Here is a 16,322-nt window from a genome sequence, read left to right as displayed (position 1 = left end):
CGGCCGCGGCCCACGATGATGAGGCGGGTGCGTCGCGTTCACTTTCCCGCAGTGGTCTGCCGGTCGGTCATCGCTCGCTCGACCCACGAGCGCAGAACGTGTGCGGGTGCCGCGCCGGCCTGCCGGGCGATCATGTCGCCCCTGTCGAGAACGAGCAGCGTCGGCACCGCCTGCACCTCGAACCGCCGGCCGAGCCGCGGGTTCTTGTCGATGTCGACCTTGACGAGCTTGATCCGCCCGGCGAGGTCGAGGGCGACCTGTTCGAGGGCGGGGCTGACCATGCGACAGGGGCCGCACCAGGTGGCCCATAGGTCGACGACGACGGGCGTGGTGGCCCGGTCGGCGATCTCGGCGAAGTCGTCGTCGCCCGCGTCGACGATCCAGGGCAGGGGTTGCTTGCAGTGGCCGCACTTGGGGCGGCCCGCGGCGGCCACGGGTACCCGGTTGCCGCGCCCGCAGTTCGGGCAGGTCACTGTCGTCGTGCGGGTGGTGTTCACGCCGCCCTCGCTTCTCCGGCCTCCTCCTGCCGGTCGTAGGTGACCACCAGTTCTCCGTGGTCGGCGTCGACGCGGACCGTCGCCCCGTCCTGGACATCTCCGCGGAGCAGGGCGCGCCCGACCAGTGTCTCGACCTCGTGGGAGATGTAGCGACGCAGCGGCCGGGCCCCGTACACCGGGTCGTAGCCCTGGTGAGCGATCAGCTCACGGCCGGAGTCGGTGAGTTCGACGCTGATGCGCCGTTCGGCGAGCCGCTGTCGCAATTCGTCGAACTGCAGTTCCACGATCTTCTCGATCTGCCGCTCACCGAGCGGCTTGAAGAGGACGATGTCGTCGACGCGGTTGAGGAACTCCGGGCGGAAGTGCCCGCGCAGTTCGCCCATCACCAGGGCGCGGGCGTCCGGCTTGATCTCGCCCTCGGCGGTGGCGCCGTCGAGGAGGTGCTCGGAGCCGATGTTGGACGTCATGATGATCACGGTGTTGCGGAAGTCGACGGTGCGGCCCTGAGCGTCGGTGATGCGGCCGTCATCGAGGATCTGCAGCAGGGTGTTGAAGACATCGGTGTGGGCCTTCTCGATCTCGTCGAACAGTACGACCGAGTACGGCTTGCGGCGTACGGCCTCGGTGAGCTGGCCGCCTTCCTCGTAGCCGACGTATCCGGGCGGTGCGCCCATGAGCCGGCTGACGGTGTGCCGCTCCTGGTACTCACTCATGTCGAGACGGACCATGTTCTCCTCGGAGTCGAACAGGGCCCGGGCGAGGGTCTTGGCCAGCTCGGTCTTCCCGACGCCGGTGGGGCCGAGGAAGATGAACGAGCCGATGGGGCGGCGAGGGTCGCGGATGCCGGAGCGGGCGCGGATGATGGCGTCGGCGATGAGCTTGACGGCCTCGTCCTGCCCTATGACGCGCTCGCGCAGGATCTCGTCGAGGCGCAACAGCTTCTCGCGTTCGCCCTCCTGCAGGCGGGCGACGGGAACACTGGTCCAGGCGGCGACGATCTCGGCGATCTCCTCCTCCGTGACGACCTCGCGCAGCAGCCGGTTCTGCCCTTGTTTGGAGGCCAGTTGCTCCTCCTCGGCGGCGAGTCGGCGTTCCAGGTCCCGGAGGCGGCCGTAGCGGAGTTCGGCGGCGCGGTTGAGGTCGTAGGCGCGTTCGGCCTCCTCCGCCTCGTGGCGGACCTGTTCCAGTTCCTTGCGCAGTTCCTGCACGCGGCGGATGGCCTGCCGTTCGGCCTCCCACTGGGCGTGCTTGGAGTCGGCCTCGCCGCGCAGGTCGGCCAGTTCCCTGCGGAGCTCCTCCAGGCGGGTACTGCTGGCGGGGTCGGTCTCCTTGGACAGGGCTGCCTCCTCGATCTCCAGGCGGGTGACGCGACGGGTGATCTCGTCGAGTTCGGCGGGCATCGAGTCGATCTCGGTACGCAGCCGGGCGCACGCCTCGTCCACGAGGTCGATGGCCTTGTCCGGCAGGAACCGATCGGTGATGTAGCGGTGGCTGAGGGTGGCCGCGGAGACCAGAGCGGTGTCCTGGATCTTCACGCCGTGGAAGACCTCCAGGCGTTCGCGCAGTCCGCGCAGGATGGAGATGGTGTCCTCGACGCTGGGCTCGTCGACCACCACCTGCTGGAAGCGGCGTTCGAGGGCCGCGTCCTTCTCGATGTGCTTGCGGTACTCGTCGAGGGTGGTGGCGCCGATCATGTGGAGTTCGCCACGGGCGAGCATCGGCTTGAGCATGTTGCCGGCGTCCATGGCTCCTTCGGCGGCTCCCGCGCCGACGACGGTGTGCAGTTCGTCGATGAAAAGCAGGATGCGCCCTTGGGCGGCCTTGACCTCGCTGAGCACGGCCTTGAGGCGTTCCTCGAACTCGCCGCGGTATTTGGCCCCGGCGACGAGGGAGCCCATGTCGAGGGAGAACACGGTCCTGTCGCGCAGTCCTTCGGGCACGTCGCCGCGGACGATGCGCTGGGCGAGACCTTCGACTATGGCGGTCTTGCCGACGCCGGGGTCGCCGATGAGGACCGGGTTGTTCTTCGTCTTGCGGCTGAGGATCTGGGTGACGCGGCGGATTTCGGCATCCCGGCCGATGACGGGGTCGAGGCTGCCGCTCCTGGCCTCGACGACGAGATCGCGCCCGTACTTCTCCAAGGCCTCGTAAGCGACTTCGGGGTTGGCGGATGTGACGCGCTGGTTGCCGCGGACCCCGGTGAGCGCGCTCAGGAAGGAGTCCCTGGTGATGCCGGCCTCCTTGAGGAGGCGTCCGGCGGCGGTGGCAGACCCCTCCTCGGCCAGGGCGAGCAGCAGGTGCTCCACCGACACGTACTCGTCCTTGAGGCGTTTTGCCTCCCGTTCGGCTGTATCGAGCAGGCGGGCAAGGCGCTGGGTCACGAACACCTGCCCGGGTGTCGCGCCGGGGCCGGTGACCTTCGGGCGACGGGAGAGTTCCTCCCGCACCGCCGCACGCAGTTCCTCCGGGTCGGTGCCGGCCTGTTGAAGCAACCGCGGGATCAGACCGTCCTCCTGATCGAGAAGCGCGAGCAACAGGTGTTCCCCGTCGACCTCGGTCTGGCCCAGGCGGCCGGCCGCGGTCTGCGCCTCCTGGAGGGCTTCCTGGGACTTCTGGGTGAGACGGTTCATGTCCATGGGTGTGTTTCACTCCTCGTGCCGCGGCCCCGCAGGGCGGCTTCGAGCAGGCTGATGCGGTCCAGCAGGTCGAGCACCAGGCCGATGGATGCGTAGTTGAGGCAGAGCCCGGAGCGCAGCCGCTGGATGCGGGCGAGGACCGCCGGGGCCGTGGGGTCGAACAGCAGGCGTCCTGCGCCATCGCGCTCGGCGTCGACCAGGCCGAGGGCGACGAAGCGGCGGACCAGGTCGGGGTGGAGGCCCGAGCGACGGGCCACGGCGTCCAGGGAGAGTCCGGGGGCGGGAACGAGCGCGTACCGGACAGCCGTCGAATCGGGGACGTCGGCGCCCGTCTGTACCGGTCGGCCGCCGACCCCTCCCCGGCCGATGCCTGCCGCTCTGGCGGGTCGATCGTTCATCACGTCCTCCTGGGGTCGAACGAGGAGGTGGCAGCGAGCTCCTCGAACAGTTCGCGCTCCCGGTCGCCGAGCATGGACGGCACCATGACGCGGATTTCGGCGTACAGGTCGCCGTCCGCGCCACGTGGGTTGGGCATGCCCTCGCCGCGCAGCCGCAGCCGCCGCCCGCTGGACGAGCCCGCGGGCACCGTGACCTTGGCCGTGCCACCGCCAGGGGTGGGCACCGGCACGGTCGCGCCGAGGGCCGCCTCCCAGGGGGCGACGGGGACCTGGACGTGCACGTCGCGGCCGTCCAGCCGGAACCGGGGATGGGGCTGGACGAGCACCCGCAGGTACAGGTCGCCCGCGGAGGCGTCACCACGGCCCCGGCCACCCTCGCCCGCCAGCCGGATGCGCTGCCCGTCGGTGACGCCCGGCGGCACGTTGACCTCGTAGCGCCGCGGCTGCCCGCTGGGGCCGGCGAGCGTGACGGTGCGCCGGCCGCCCCGGTACGCCTCCTCCACGGTGAGCGGCAGCTCGGCCTCCTGGTCGGCTCCCGGTACACCGCCGCGGGCGGCGCCTGCTCCGAAGAGCGAACCGAACAGGTCCTCGATGTCGATGCCCTCCGATGCGAAGTCGTCGTCGAAGCCGGTGGTGTACCGCGCGCGGGGGCCGCCCGTGCCCGCGGTTCTCCCACCGCGGAAGCCGCCGCCCGCTCCGGCCGCGACCCGTTCGTCGAAGTCCTCGGGGATCTTGCGGAAGTCCTCGCCGAAGCGGTCGTAGCGGGCCCGTGTCTTCGGGTCCGACAGGACGCTGTGCGCCTCGTTGAGGTCCTTGAAGCGTTCCTCCGCCCCCGGGTCCTTGTTGACGTCGGGGTGGCTCTTGCGGGCGAGCTTGCGATACGCCTGCTGGATCTCGTCCTGGCTCGCGGTCCGAGACACGCCCAGCACCTCGTAGAAGTCCCGTGCCATGACCGGTCACTCCCGCTTCGCGACGGTCACGGCCGCAGGTCTGAGCTGCCGCTCGGCGTCCCCGTAGCCCGCGCGCAGCACCTCGACGACGGTGCCCGGTACGGCGTCGAGGTCTTGGACCACGGCGACCACCTCGTGCCGGGCCGGGTCGAAGGCGACGCCGGTTTCTGCGTGGCGCGGGTAGCCGAGCAGTTCAAGGACGTTCACCGCCTGATCGCGTACGGCCCGTACGCCCTCCACGATCGCGTCGGAGTCGGCTCCGGCATGGGCCAGGGCGAGTTCGAGGTTGTCCAGGACGGGCAGGAAGGCGGCGGCCGTACGGGACCGCTCGACCATCCGCTCCCGCTCCAGCTCCCTGACGTGCCGCTTGCGGAGGTTGTCGAGGTCGGCGAGCGCGCGCCGCCAGCGGTCCTCCAGCTCCTGGATCGCGGTCGTGTACTCGCTCTCGGCGCGCGCGGGGTCGGCGGCGTCGGGTACCGGGTCGTTGTCCGCCGCCTTCGGCCCGAGTGACGGGGACGGTTGCGGCAGATCCCCGCGGGGAGGGCGTACGGAGCTGTCCGGAGCGGGGCCGGCCTCGTCCGGCACGGCCGGGTCGGGTTCCCTGGGGTGGATCGACATGGCGGTTCCTCAGTCCTTGTCGAACTCGGCGTCGATGACGTCGTCGTCACGGCCGCCGTCACCGCCGCTCGCGCCGCCCCCGGTGGTGTCCTGACCGGGACCGCCCGCAGCGGCGCCATCCTGATGCGCCACCATCCCTGCCAGCACTTGTTGGAGTTCGGAGGTCAGGGGCCGCACCCGTTCCACACCCGCCTCTTCCTTGACCGCCGCTCGGGCGTCGGCCACGAGCATCTCGGCACGTGCCTTCTCGTGGGCGGGGGCCGCGTCGCCCAGCTCGGCGAGGCGCTTCTCCACCTGATAGGCGACGGCGTCGAGCTCGTTGCGTGCGTCCACGGCCTCGCGCAGCGCCTGGTCCTGGCCCTGGTTGCGATCGGCCTCCTCAACCATGCGTTCCACTTCGCCGCGGTCCAGGTTGGAGCTCTCGCTGATCGTGATGCCCTGTTCCTTGCCGGTGTCCTTGTCGCGGGCCTTGACCTCGAGAATGCCGTTGGCGTCGACGTCGAAGGTGACCTCGATCTGCGGTTCGCCCCGCGGCGCCGGCCGGATGTCGGTGAGCTGGAACCGGCCGAGCACCCGGTTGTCGGCGGCCCGCTCGCGCTCGCCCTGGAGGACCACCACATCGACGGCGGGCTGGTTGTCCTCGGCGGTGGAGAAGGTCTCACTGCGGCGCACCGGGATGGTGGTGTTCCGCTCGATGATCTTCGTCATCACGCCGCCGCGCGTCTCCACGCCCAGCGACAGGGGCGTGACGTCGAGCAGCACGACGTCCTTGACCTCGCCCTTGAGCACCCCGGCCTGGATCGCGGCACCCAGGGCCACGACCTCGTCGGGGTTGACGCTCATGTTGGGTTCCTTGCCGCCGGTCAGTCGGCGGACCAGAGTCTGGACAGCGGGGATGCGGGTGGATCCGCCTACGAGGATGACCTCGTCGATGTCGCTCTCGCCGACCTTCGCGTCGGCGATGGCCTGCTGGACCGGTTCCAGGCAGCGCTCTACCAGGTCGCCGGTGATCTGCTCGAAAGTGGACCGCATGATCGAGTCGGTGAGGTGCTTGGGCCCGGAGGCGTCCGCGGTGATGAACGGCAGGCTGACCTGCGTCTGCGTCACCGAACTCAGCTCGGTCTTGGCCTTCTCCGCCGCCTCGAACAAACGTTGCAGCGCCTGCGGATCCTTGCGCAGATCTATGCCGTTCTCCTTCTGGAAGTCGTCCGCGAGGTAGTCCACCAGGCGCCGGTCGAAGTCGTCGCCGCCCAGGTGACTGTCGCCGGCGGTGGACCGCACCTCCACCACGCCGTCGCCGACGTCGAGGATGCTCACATCGAAGGTGCCGCCGCCCAGGTCGAAGACCAGGACGGTCTCGTGCTCCTTCTTGTCCACGCCGTACGCGAGGGCCGCCGCGGTCGGCTCGTTGATGATCCGCAGCACCTCCAGACCCGCGATCCGTCCGGCGTCCTTGGTTGCGGTGCGCTGAGCGTCGTTGAAGTAGGCGGGCACCGTGATGACCGCCTCCGCGACCCGCTCCCCCAGCTGCTTGGAGGCGTCGTCGGCGAGTTTGCGCAGCACCTGGGCGCTGATCTCCTCGGGTGCGTACAGCTTGTCGCGCACCTTGAAACGGGCCGCTCCGCCGTCGCCCTCGACGACGTCGTACGCCACCGCTCTGGCCTCCTCGGAGATCTCGTCGAAGTGCCGGCCGATGAACCGCTTGGCCGAGTAGATGGTGCCCTTGGGGTTGAGGATCGCCTGGCGCCGGGCCATCTGGCCCACCAGACGCTCGCCGGTGTCGGTGAAGGCCACTACGGATGGTGTCGTGCGGTTGCCCTCGCTGTTGGGCACCACGGACGGCTCGCCTCCCTCCCACACTGCGATCACCGAGTTCGTGGTGCCCAGGTCGATACCCACTGCCTTGGCCATGAGACTCTCCTCCCGGTACAGCCCGTCCTGCGCGTGCCCGCGAAGGCTTCCAGACCCTGCCCAGGGTCGCGGGCCGGGCGGCTTCACGCCTGCTCCTGACGGGTCAGAAATGCACGGGCCCGGTCGCCCTGCGAGTATGAAAGGGAAGCACCTGGACATCTCACGTCAGCCGTCCCGAATGGGTGGGCGTAGTGCCGATCGCCTCCCCGGAGCTCCGAGGAGAACGGAGTGGTCTCATGGCCGGCAGCCGGGCGCACAATGTCTACGGCCGCTGCTCCGACGGGGAGGGCGGCCTTCCGTCGGGGAGCGCCGGGCGGCGCCCCACGGATGCGGGGAGAGAGCCGCGCCCATCCGCAGCGAGCGCGGCCGAGCACGCGCCCCAAGAACTGATGGTGCTCTCCCGCGTCCTGTTCGAGGCCCCGAACGAAGGCGAGATCCTGCGCCTGGCCATGCACCACATAGCCGCTGCCGGGCCGTACAGTGCCGAGGCCGGATACCTGGAGGTGGACGGGGACCTGGTCGCCAGTCCGAGCAACGGGCACACCCATGCCGCAGCCGTGGACCGGAGGGTTCGGGAGCTGGCGGGGCAGGACGGCCCTGTGACCGTCCCCGGCAGGTCCTGGGGCCGGGCCCTGGGGCTGCGCGGGTTGGAGAGACTTCACGGCTACCTCGTGGTGACGTCCCGAACCCGGCCCACCAGGGCCCAGCGATCCCTGCTTGCCACGCTCGTCTGGCACACCGCTGCTGCTCTGTCGGTCGCCTTCGCGCAGCGCCGCCAAGGCGAGGACGCGCTGGAGCTGTACCGGGTCAGGGAGGAACGCGCAATTCTTCAGCAGCAGCTGATCTCCGTGGTGGCTGAGCTGGCGTACCAGCGGGCCGTTCACGCGCTCATGGCCGACATCGCCGCCTCGGGCGGCGGTGAGGAGGCTGTCACCCGCGCACTGCACGAACTCACCGGACTTCCCGCGCTGGTCGAAGATCGCTTCGGCCGGCTCAAGTCCTGGTCGGGTCCCAGCCGACCTGACCCCTACCCGGAACCGGACCCCGTGTCCCAGAACGACATGCTGCACGCCGTCGCCCGGGAGGCCGGGCCCGTACGGATGGAGGGCCGGCTGATCGCTCTGGTCCGGCCACATGGCGAGATCCTGGGCTTGCTGGCACTGGTCGATGCCCTGGATGAGGCCGACGCACACACCGTGTTCGCGCTGGAACACGCCGCCACGTCGCTCGCCCTGGAGCTGGCGCACCTGCGCAATCTCGCCGAAGTGGAGCTGAGACTGCGCCGCGAGCTGGTCGACGACCTCCTGACGGGGACGGACCCCGCGAGCGCCTACGCCCGGTCCGAGGCGGTCGGGCACGACCTGCGCCGCAGCCACTACGTCGTCGTCGTGGAGTGGGCGAATCGGACCGCGGACAATTCCTTCGCCCAGACCGTGGGCCGGGCGGCCTCCGACGTCGGCATGCGCTCGCTGTTGACCCGCCGTTCCGACCACGTGGTCCTGATCGTCGATGACAGGCCGCACGCTCACGCGCTGCACGAGGCGCTCGCCCGGGAGACCGGAACACGGTCCGGGACGATCGGGGTGAGCGCCCCTTCCGCTTCCGTGCCCGACATCCCCCACCGCTACCAGGAGGCGCAGCGCGCCCTCGAGGTGCGTCTCAATTCCCACGAGCGGTACGGCACGACTTTCTTCGACGAACTCGGCCTGTACCGCATCCTGGGGCCTGGCGCCGATCACCAGGAACTGGAGACGTTCGTCCACGAGTGGCTGGGGCAGCTCATCGACTACGACTCCCGCCATCACGGGGCCATGGTGGAGACCCTGTCCCGGTACTTCGACTGCGGCGGCAACTACGACGAAACCGCCGCATCCCTCGCGATTCACCGCAGCACACTGCGCTACAGGCTGCAGCGCATCCGCGAGATCAGCGGCAACGACCTCGCGAACGTCGAAGACCGGCTGAACCTCCAGGTGGCGACCCGAGTGTGGAAGATCGTGCTGGGCGGATCCGGCTGATTCCCCGCACGCGCGGCACGGACGCGAATCCACCGCCTGCGGCAAGATCAACGATCCGGACGCTCGTGTGAGCGAGGCCCGGCGACGGCGTCTGTCGCGCGGTTCCCGGCGCGATCAGGTAATCAGGAAGGGTGAACAAGGACGCGACCGATACCTTCGTGCATGTCCGGGGCGCCAGTGAGAACAACCTGCGGAACATCGACGTCGACGTTCCGCGGGACGCGATGGTCGCCTTCACCGGCGTCTCCGGTTCGGGCAAGTCCTCGCTTGCGTTCGGCACGCTCTACGCGGAGGCCCAGCGGCGCTATTTCGAGTCCGTGGCACCGTACGCCCGAAGGCTGTTGCAACAGGTCGGCGCACCGCACGTGCAGGAAATCACCGGACTGCCACCGGCCGTGGCCTTGCAGCAGCGACGCGGCGCGCCCAGCTCTCGCTCGACGGTCGGCACCCTCACGACGCTGTCCAATCTGCTGCGCATGCTGTACTCCCGCGCCGGCACCTATCCGCCCGGGGCCGCACGGCTGGAAGCCCAGTCGTTCTCCCCCAACACCACGGCCGGCGCCTGCCCGGAGTGCCACGGGCTGGGCGTCGTGCACGACGTCGCCGAGGACCTGCTCGTCCCGGACCCCTCGCTGAGCATCCGCGAGGGGGCGATCGCCGCCTGGCCGGGCGCCTGGCAGGGCGCCAACCTGCGCAGTGTCGTGAGCGGCCTGGGGATCGACATCGACCGGCCGTGGCGCAGGCTCAGGAAGAGGGACCGGGACTGGCTGCTGTACACGGACGAGCAGCCCTCCGTGTACATCGAGCCGGAGGAGGACCGCGTCGACTACGGCTACCAGGGCAAGTTCTGGAGCGCCCGCAAGCACGTCATGCACGTCCTCGCCGACTCCAAGAGCGAGAAGATGCGCGAACGGGCGCTCCGGTTCGTCAGAAGTGTGCCCTGCCCGGAGTGTCACGGCAGCGGACTGCGGCCCGAGGCGCTGGCCGTGACCTTCGCCGGGCGTTCCATCGCCGAGATCTACGCGATGCCGCTCACCGAGGTCGTGGCGCTGCTGCGGCCCGTGGCGGGGCGGTCCGAGGCCGACGCCACCACGTCGACCGCCCGATCCGGGGAGACGACCGAGGCCGCGGTGCGGATCTGCGGCGATCTGGCCGCGCGGGTCGACGTACTGCTCGACCTGGGTCTCGGATATCTCAGCCTCGGGCGCCGCTCGACGACCCTGTCGCCCGGCGAGGCGCAGCGCCTACGGATCGCCACCCAGCTGCGCTCGGGGCTGTTCGGCGTCGTCTACGTCCTCGATGAACCCTCCGCGGGCCTGCACCCGGCTGACGCGGAACCGCTGCTGGACGTGCTGGACCGCCTCAAGGCGGCGGGCAACTCGCTGTTCGTCGTGGAGCACGACATGGACGTCGTACGGCGGGCGGACTGGGTGGTCGACATCGGCCCCGGCGGGGGCGAGGGCGGCGGGCGGGTGCTGTACAGCGGCCCGGTCGCCGGTATGGAGCGGGTGGCGGAGTCGCCCACGAGCCGGCACCTGTTCGGGCGCGCCACACCGCTCGATCACCGCCCGCGCACACCGCATGGCTGGCTGCACCTGAGCGGCGTCTCCCGCCACAATCTGCACGACGTGTCCGTCGACGTACCGCTCTGCGTACTGACGGCGGTGACGGGCGTGTCCGGTTCCGGAAAGTCGACACTGGTGACGCAGGTGCTCGCCGAGGTCGTCCGCGGCCACCTCGGACTCGTACCCGAGGAGCCCGATGAGGCGCAGCTGGTGGTTGACGTCCAGGACGCGTCGGGGGTCGAATCGTTCGACCGGCTGGTCCGGGTCGACCAACGGCCCATCGGCCGAACTCCCCGTTCCAACCTGGCCACGTACACGGGGCTGTTCGACGCGGTGCGCAAGCTGTACGCGGCGACGGACGAGGCCAGGGCACGCGGCTACTCGGCCGGGCGGTTCTCCTTCAACGTGCCCGAAGGACGGTGCGAGACCTGCCAGGGCGAAGGATTCGTCGCGGTGGAACTGCTCTTCCTGCCCGGCACCTATGCACCGTGCCCGACCTGCCAGGGCGCTCGGTACAACGCCGAAACACTTGAAGTCACCTACCGCGGCAAGAACATCGCGGAAGTGCTGGGGCTGTCCGTCGACGCCGCCGCCGAGTTCCTGACCGCCGTCCCGGCCGCCTCCCGCAGTCTGGAGACGTTGCGCGAGGTGGGACTGGGATACCTGCGGCTGGGGCAGCCCGCGACGGAACTCAGTGGTGGTGAGGCGCAACGCATCAAACTCGCCACCGAACTGCAGCGAGCCCGCCGCGGCCACGCGCTCTACCTGCTGGACGAGCCGACGGCGGGGCTGCACCCCTCGGACGTCGGGCTTCTGCTGCGACAGCTGCACCGGCTCGTCGACGCCGGCAACACGGTCGTCCTCGTCGAGCACGACCTGGACACGATCGCCACCGCCGACTGGGTCATCGACCTCGGGCCGGGCGGCGGTGACGCGGGCGGGCGGGTGGTCGCGGCGGGGCCGCCGGCCAAGGTGGCCAGAGCCCGCCGCAGTGCCACCGCGCCCTACCTCGCGGCCCGGCTCGCGCGCACCTGATCATCACGGCCTCGGCCGCCGCCCGTTCGGGCGTCTACGCGGCGAGCATTCCGGTGCGCAGTCGGGTCAGGATGCGGGTGAGGAGGCGTGAGACCTGCATCTGGGAGATGCCGAGTTCGATGCCGATCTCCGCCTGGGTCATTTCCTGGCCGAAGCGCATGGCCAGGATGCGTCGGTCGCGCTCGTCGAGTGACCGGAGGAGGGGTGCGAGGGTGTGGAAATCCTCGAAGAGCTCCATGTCCGGGTCGACCTCGCCGACCGTTTCGGCGAGTGAGCGGCCCTCGGCATTTCCCGAGGTTCGCTGCTTGGAGCTGGTGGCGGCGTCGATGGAACCGCTGGTGTATCCGTTGGCCGCCACCAGCCCCTCGATGACGTCTTCCTCGGGAAGTTCGAGGTGCTCGGCGAGTTCCTTGACGGTGGGGGCCCGGCCGAAGACCTCAGTCAGCGCTTCCTGGCTCTTGGCGAGTTCGGTGCGCAGTTCCTGGAGGCGGCGCGGGACGTGGACGGCCCAGGTGGTGTCGCGGAAGAAGCGCTTGATCTCGCCGGTGATGTAGGGGAGGGCGAGGGTGGTGAACTCGACCTCGCGGTCGGGGTCGAAGCGGTCGATGGCCTTGATCAGCCCGATCGTGCCGACCTGGACGATGTCCTCGATGTCGATGCCGTCGCCGGCGCGGCCCCGGAATCGGCGGGCGGCGAAGTGCACCAGTGAGATGTTCATCTCGATGAGGGTGTTGCGCGCGTACTGGTATTCGCGGGTCCCCTCTTCCAGAGCCCGCAGCCGGACCAGGAACAGGCGGGACAGTTCCCGTGCGTCGGCGGGCGCCACCTGACGGGCGTTGTCGATGTGGGGAAGGTTCTGTGCATGCCGTCCGCTTCCGGGTGCGGCGGACCGCAGGGTCTCCACCGCGCTGGTGGTGTGGGTGGTCGTGGTGGTCTGAGACATGGATCCGTTCCTCCCCTGGACAGACGACGTGTGCGCCTTCGTGCCCGCGCGACCGTGATTCAAACCTCGGCCGGTGATCTTTTTCGAAACTGGTTGGGGGACCGTGCAGCCCGTGCTGTCAGAACGCGGCCCGGGCCCTCGTGCAGGAGCGTGTAACGCCGACCGGGTCCGCGGCCGCGTTCGATGACTCCCGCGACGAGTACGACCGGTCAACTGCCCGCTTGGTCCGATTCGTGCGAACCCGGGAGTCTCTCCCCAGGTTCTTCACACGCCGCGCCAGGCGCCTCGGCGACTGCGTCGCGAAAGCCTGCCGCAGGTCCTTGACCTGTGCCTTTCCTCGGGTATGACCGCTCGTCACGTCTGGAGCGACAGCGTTGTTGCGGTGCCCTTGAGCCTGGGAGTGCGGTCGATATGCCTGTTCGGGGTGCGTATCGGTGGGGGCGGGGTTGCAGGAGAGGGGGCGCATGGACGATGGTTGCCGCACGGCAATACATCGATCGGATGAGGTGAGGGGTTCGCGTAGCGGGCCTTCCTGGATGTGACTTCCACCCAGCAGGCCCACGGCGTGAGCGCTGACGCTCCGCCCGACGTGGCATGGACGTTCGTGCCCTACCCCGTCCTGATCGCGGATGCCTCGGGCACGGTGCGGCACGCCAACCCACAGGCCACCCGAGTGTTTCCGCATCTCCGCTCCGGGGTTCCGCTTGCCGAAAGCGTGCCTCCCTGGCTGGCTGACGGCCATGCCCTCCGGGTGACAGCCGGGAGCGACGAGGCCGCGGTGTTGTCGGGTCCGGTGGGGGAACGGAGCTTCGAGGCTCATCCCACCGTGCGGGACGACGGGGACGTCGTGTGGTGGCTCGTGGACGACACCGCCCTGCGGTCGGCCCGGGAGGACCTGCGGGTGGAGCGTGAGCGGACCGCGTTCCTCGCCGAGGCCTCCAACACCTTGCTCTCCTCCCTGAACCTGGAGCGGTGCATGGACGTGACCGGTCAACTCGCGGCGGACCATCTCGCGGACGCCGCGCTGGTCGTCGCGCCGCGCAGCGGAAGCCGCCTGCCCGTCGTCACCTGCCTGCGCGGTGGCGCGCCGAGGCGTTCCTGGTGGGACGCGGGCCCGGCGGAAGTTCCCGGTCTGGAGGAAGCGCTCCAGGGCTTCCCTCCCGTTCCCTCGCAGTGGATCGAGCCCTCGTCCGCGCCGGACTGGGTGGTTCCGGACGGGTTCGGCCCGGTCGGTTCGATCGTCGTGACGCCGCTGCCCGGGCACGGCGTGCCCGCCGGTGCGTTGATCCTGCTGCGGCGCAGTACGGGGACGGTGTTCAGCGAGGGCGAGGAGGTCATCGCCCGTCTCTTCGCGGCCCGCGCCGGTGCCGCGTTGTCCGCGGCCCGCCTGTACGCGGAGCAGTCCTCTCTTTCCCAGACCCTGATGCGGGACCTGTTGCCGCCGGCCCTGCAGCAGATCGCGGGGGTGGACTTCGCCGGCGGCTACCGTCCGTCGAAGGACAACGAGCGGATCGGCGGCGACTTCTACGACGTCCACCCCGGCAAGGCCGAGGGCGACGCCTCCTTCGCGGTGCTGGGCGACGTCTGTGGCAAGGGTCTGGAAGCCGCCGTCCTGACGGGCAAGATCCGCAACACGCTGGAAGCACTGCTGCCGATGGCCGACGATCATCAGCGGATGATCGACCTCCTCAACGGTGCGCTCCTGAACTCGCACCACACCCGTTTCGCGACGCTCGTGATGGCCTCGGCGGTACGCGAGGCGGGATCGGTACGGCTTCGGGTGACCAGCGCCGGGCATCCGCCCGCCCTGATCGTGCGACGTGACGGCGGCGTGGAGGAAGCGGCCTCGCGCGGCACTCTGGTCGGTGTTTTCCCCAAGGCCCCGGCGACGACCACCCGGGAGACCCTGGCGCCCGGTGAGTTCTGTGTGCTGTTCACCGACGGTCTCACCGAGGCCCGGGGCGGACCACTGGGCGAGGAGATGTTCGGCGAGGAACGGTTCAGACAGGCGTTGTCGCAATGTGCGGGAATGCAGGCCGAAGTGATCGTGCGACATGTGCAGATGCTCATCGGCCAGTGGGTGGGATCGGGGCCGCACGACGACATGGCCGTCATGGTCATCGGCGCTCCCCGCGCGCACCACCTCAGTGCGGTGGGCGGCCACACCCGGGGCAGGTTCACCTCATGAGCCTCATAGCCACCACCTCGTGCGAGCACCGAATCGACCTTCTGTGGGAGGCCGCCTGCCATGGTGACGAGCAGGCAGCCATCGACGCGGTGTTCGGCGCGCTGGAGGACGGCATACCGGCGGAGCGCGTCCTGTTGGACCTGATCGCCCCCGTCCAGCGCAAGGTCGGCGAGGAGTGGGCGGCCAACCGCCTCACCGTCGCCCAGGAGCACGCCGCGTCCGCCGTCAACGACCGGGTCATCGCCGCTCTTTCCCGACGCTGCGCCGCCCCGGCCTCGGCCGGCCGGGGCACGGCGGTGGTGGCCTGCGTGGACGGGGAGTGGCACGGGCTGCCCGCCCGCCTTCTGGCCGAGGTGCTCGCGCTGCGCGGCTGGACGGTCGGCTACCTGGGCGCGCAGGTGCCCACCAGCCACCTGATCTCCTGGATCCACCAGAGGGGCCCCCAGGTGGTGGCGCTCTCCAGCTCGATCGCCACCCGCCTGCCGGCCGCGCACGCCGCGATCACCGCGGTCCAGGCCACCGGCACCCCGGTGCTCGTCGGCGGGGCTGCCTTCGGCCGTGACGGCCAATACGCTCGGCTGCTCGGCGCCGACGCCTGGGCACCGGACGCGAGCTCCGCCGCGGATCGACTCGACGAGGGGCCCCTCGCTCTGGCCGCGCCCGCCCATCAACCCCTCGACGACCTGCCGCACCTGATCGACCAGGAATACACGCTGGTCTCCCGGACCCGAAGCACCCTGGTGCGCGCCGTCATGGACGCGCTCGCGGACCGTTTCCCGGCCATGCGCGACTACACCGCCGCGCAGTTCGAGCGCACCGCCGAGGACATCGCGCACATCGTGGACTTCCTGGCCACCGCCCTCTACACCGACGACCCTGAACTCCTGAACGACTTCCTCGCCTGGACGGCCGGCATCCTCACCGCCCGCGGCGTCCCCGCCCACTCGCTCGTCCCGGCCCTGCACATCCTGAGCGAACGGCTCAAGGACTTTCCCCGGGCCATCCTCATGCTCGACCAGGCCGCGAACCGCCTCACCGGGGCCGGGACCGTGATCGCCTCCGACTCCAGGACCGCCGTATGACGCCGCCGCACGGTTTCGACTCCATTCAGTTGCACCTGATCCCCTGCCACGGCGCCGAGGAGGACGTACTGCGCCTGGAGGTGCGCGGGTTCCTGGACTTCGACAGCTCCGAGGACTTCCTGACCGCCGTCACCGGGCACCTCGCCGACACCCCCGGCCTGCGCTCCCTGCACCTGGACTGCGGCGGCCTGGGCGGCATCGACTCCATGGGCCTGGCCATGCTGCTGATGCTCCACCGCCGCACCACCGCCGCGCACGTCACCCTCCACCTGGAGGCCCGCACACCCGCCCTGGAGCGGATGCTGACCATCACCGGCGCCCTGGAACACCTCGTCCCCCGCGGCCCGGGCGAGACCGGCGCTCACGCCGAACCCCCACGCATGGCATATCGTCATACGTCAGAGGACGGCGCATCCCTTGAAAACCCCGGCCGGCAGTCACTCCCGACCGGACCCGACACCCGCACCTGACGTCCGACCGC

Annotated in this window: 12 protein-coding genes; 5 read left to right on the top strand and 7 right to left on the bottom strand. The window is 70.1% G+C overall.

What is annotated here, in order from left to right; translation table 11 throughout:
• Positions 1-38 precede the first annotated feature (38 nt).
• Genes trxA through dnaK form a run of 6 tightly spaced genes read right to left on the bottom strand, consistent with a single transcriptional unit; the run spans position 39 to position 7,010 of the window.
• Positions 39-497: a thioredoxin gene (gene trxA / locus ACIRO3_RS27020; protein WP_404141159.1), complete on the bottom strand. Its 459-nt coding sequence runs from the start codon at positions 495-497 to the stop codon at positions 39-41.
• Positions 494-3,133 carry an ATP-dependent chaperone ClpB gene (clpB, locus tag ACIRO3_RS27015; protein WP_404141157.1) on the bottom strand — a complete coding sequence of 880 codons (2,640 nt, stop codon included), beginning with the start codon at positions 3,131-3,133 and terminating at the stop codon, positions 494-496. The genes trxA and clpB overlap by 4 nt, the downstream gene beginning before the upstream one ends.
• Complete coding sequence (locus ACIRO3_RS27010) at positions 3,124-3,531, bottom strand: chaperone modulator CbpM (RefSeq protein ID WP_404141155.1); 408 nt, start codon at positions 3,529-3,531, stop codon at positions 3,124-3,126. Before ACIRO3_RS27010 ends, clpB begins: the two co-directional genes overlap by 10 nt.
• A complete protein-coding gene (locus ACIRO3_RS27005) occupies positions 3,531-4,481 on the bottom strand; it encodes a DnaJ C-terminal domain-containing protein (RefSeq protein WP_404141153.1) in 951 nt (316 codons plus the stop codon). The genes ACIRO3_RS27010 and ACIRO3_RS27005 overlap by 1 nt, the downstream gene beginning before the upstream one ends.
• Before the next feature lie 6 nt (positions 4,482-4,487).
• Entirely contained in the window at positions 4,488-5,099 is a 612-nt protein-coding gene (locus tag ACIRO3_RS27000) for a nucleotide exchange factor GrpE (RefSeq protein WP_404141151.1), read from the bottom strand.
• Between the two features lie 9 nt (positions 5,100-5,108).
• Positions 5,109-7,010, bottom strand: a complete 1,902-nt coding sequence (gene dnaK, locus ACIRO3_RS26995; RefSeq protein WP_404141149.1) for a molecular chaperone DnaK — start codon at positions 7,008-7,010, stop codon at positions 5,109-5,111.
• A 389-nt stretch (positions 7,011-7,399) separates the two neighbouring features.
• Between dnaK and ACIRO3_RS26990 the strand changes: the two genes are divergently transcribed.
• Together ACIRO3_RS26990 and uvrA are read left to right on the top strand one after the other, a co-directional pair.
• Entirely contained in the window at positions 7,400-9,028 is a 1,629-nt protein-coding gene (locus ACIRO3_RS26990) for a PucR family transcriptional regulator (RefSeq protein WP_404141148.1), read from the top strand.
• 131 nt (positions 9,029-9,159) lie between these two features.
• The gene (gene uvrA / locus ACIRO3_RS26985; protein WP_404141146.1) at positions 9,160-11,628 is read left to right on the top strand and encodes an excinuclease ABC subunit UvrA; all 2,469 of its coding nucleotides are present in this window, start codon (positions 9,160-9,162) and stop codon (positions 11,626-11,628) included.
• 34 nt (positions 11,629-11,662) lie between these two features.
• Here uvrA and ACIRO3_RS26980 read toward each other — a convergent pair whose 3' ends face one another.
• On the bottom strand, positions 11,663-12,571 hold the full coding sequence (locus tag ACIRO3_RS26980) for a SigB/SigF/SigG family RNA polymerase sigma factor (RefSeq protein ID WP_404141145.1): 909 nt from the start codon (positions 12,569-12,571) through the stop codon (positions 11,663-11,665).
• Positions 12,572-13,136: 565 nt separating this feature from the next.
• Between ACIRO3_RS26980 and ACIRO3_RS26975 the strand changes: the two genes are divergently transcribed.
• The 3 genes from ACIRO3_RS26975 to ACIRO3_RS26965 are packed head-to-tail and all read left to right on the top strand — an operon-like array spanning position 13,137 to position 16,311.
• Complete coding sequence (locus ACIRO3_RS26975) at positions 13,137-14,759, top strand: PP2C family protein-serine/threonine phosphatase (RefSeq protein WP_404141143.1); 1,623 nt, start codon at positions 13,137-13,139, stop codon at positions 14,757-14,759.
• Positions 14,756-15,841: a B12-binding domain-containing protein gene (locus ACIRO3_RS26970; RefSeq protein WP_404141141.1), complete on the top strand. Its 1,086-nt coding sequence runs from the start codon at positions 14,756-14,758 to the stop codon at positions 15,839-15,841. Before ACIRO3_RS26975 ends, ACIRO3_RS26970 begins: the two co-directional genes overlap by 4 nt.
• On the top strand, positions 15,838-16,311 hold the full coding sequence (locus ACIRO3_RS26965) for an STAS domain-containing protein (RefSeq protein ID WP_404141139.1): 474 nt from the start codon (positions 15,838-15,840) through the stop codon (positions 16,309-16,311). The genes ACIRO3_RS26970 and ACIRO3_RS26965 overlap by 4 nt, the downstream gene beginning before the upstream one ends.
• The last annotated feature ends 11 nt before the right edge of the window (positions 16,312-16,322 follow it).

The organism is Streptomyces sp. NPDC102278 (genome assembly GCF_044766345.1).
Classification (GTDB): domain Bacteria; phylum Actinomycetota; class Actinomycetes; order Streptomycetales; family Streptomycetaceae; genus Streptomyces.
Note: the sequence above shows the minus strand (reverse complement) of the source record. Positions and strands in the feature narration are given on the sequence as shown.

What these genes read in the sequence shown, in the direction of transcription:
- dnaK (WP_404141149.1), bottom strand. Translation starts at nt 7,010, where the DNA reads ATGGCCAAGGCAGTGGGTATCGACCTGGGCACCACGAACTCGGTGATC.
- ACIRO3_RS26965 (WP_404141139.1), top strand. Translation starts at nt 15,838, where the DNA reads ATGACGCCGCCGCACGGTTTCGACTCCATTCAGTTGCACCTGATCCCC.
- ACIRO3_RS27010 (WP_404141155.1), bottom strand. Translation starts at nt 3,531, where the DNA reads ATGAACGATCGACCCGCCAGAGCGGCAGGCATCGGCCGGGGAGGGGTC.
- clpB (WP_404141157.1), bottom strand. Translation starts at nt 3,133, where the DNA reads ATGGACATGAACCGTCTCACCCAGAAGTCCCAGGAAGCCCTCCAGGAG.
- ACIRO3_RS27000 (WP_404141151.1), bottom strand. Translation starts at nt 5,099, where the DNA reads ATGTCGATCCACCCCAGGGAACCCGACCCGGCCGTGCCGGACGAGGCC.
- ACIRO3_RS26970 (WP_404141141.1), top strand. Translation starts at nt 14,756, where the DNA reads ATGAGCCTCATAGCCACCACCTCGTGCGAGCACCGAATCGACCTTCTG.
- ACIRO3_RS27005 (WP_404141153.1), bottom strand. Translation starts at nt 4,481, where the DNA reads ATGGCACGGGACTTCTACGAGGTGCTGGGCGTGTCTCGGACCGCGAGC.
- ACIRO3_RS26990 (WP_404141148.1), top strand. Translation starts at nt 7,400, where the DNA reads ATGGTGCTCTCCCGCGTCCTGTTCGAGGCCCCGAACGAAGGCGAGATC.
- ACIRO3_RS26980 (WP_404141145.1), bottom strand. Translation starts at nt 12,571, where the DNA reads ATGTCTCAGACCACCACGACCACCCACACCACCAGCGCGGTGGAGACC.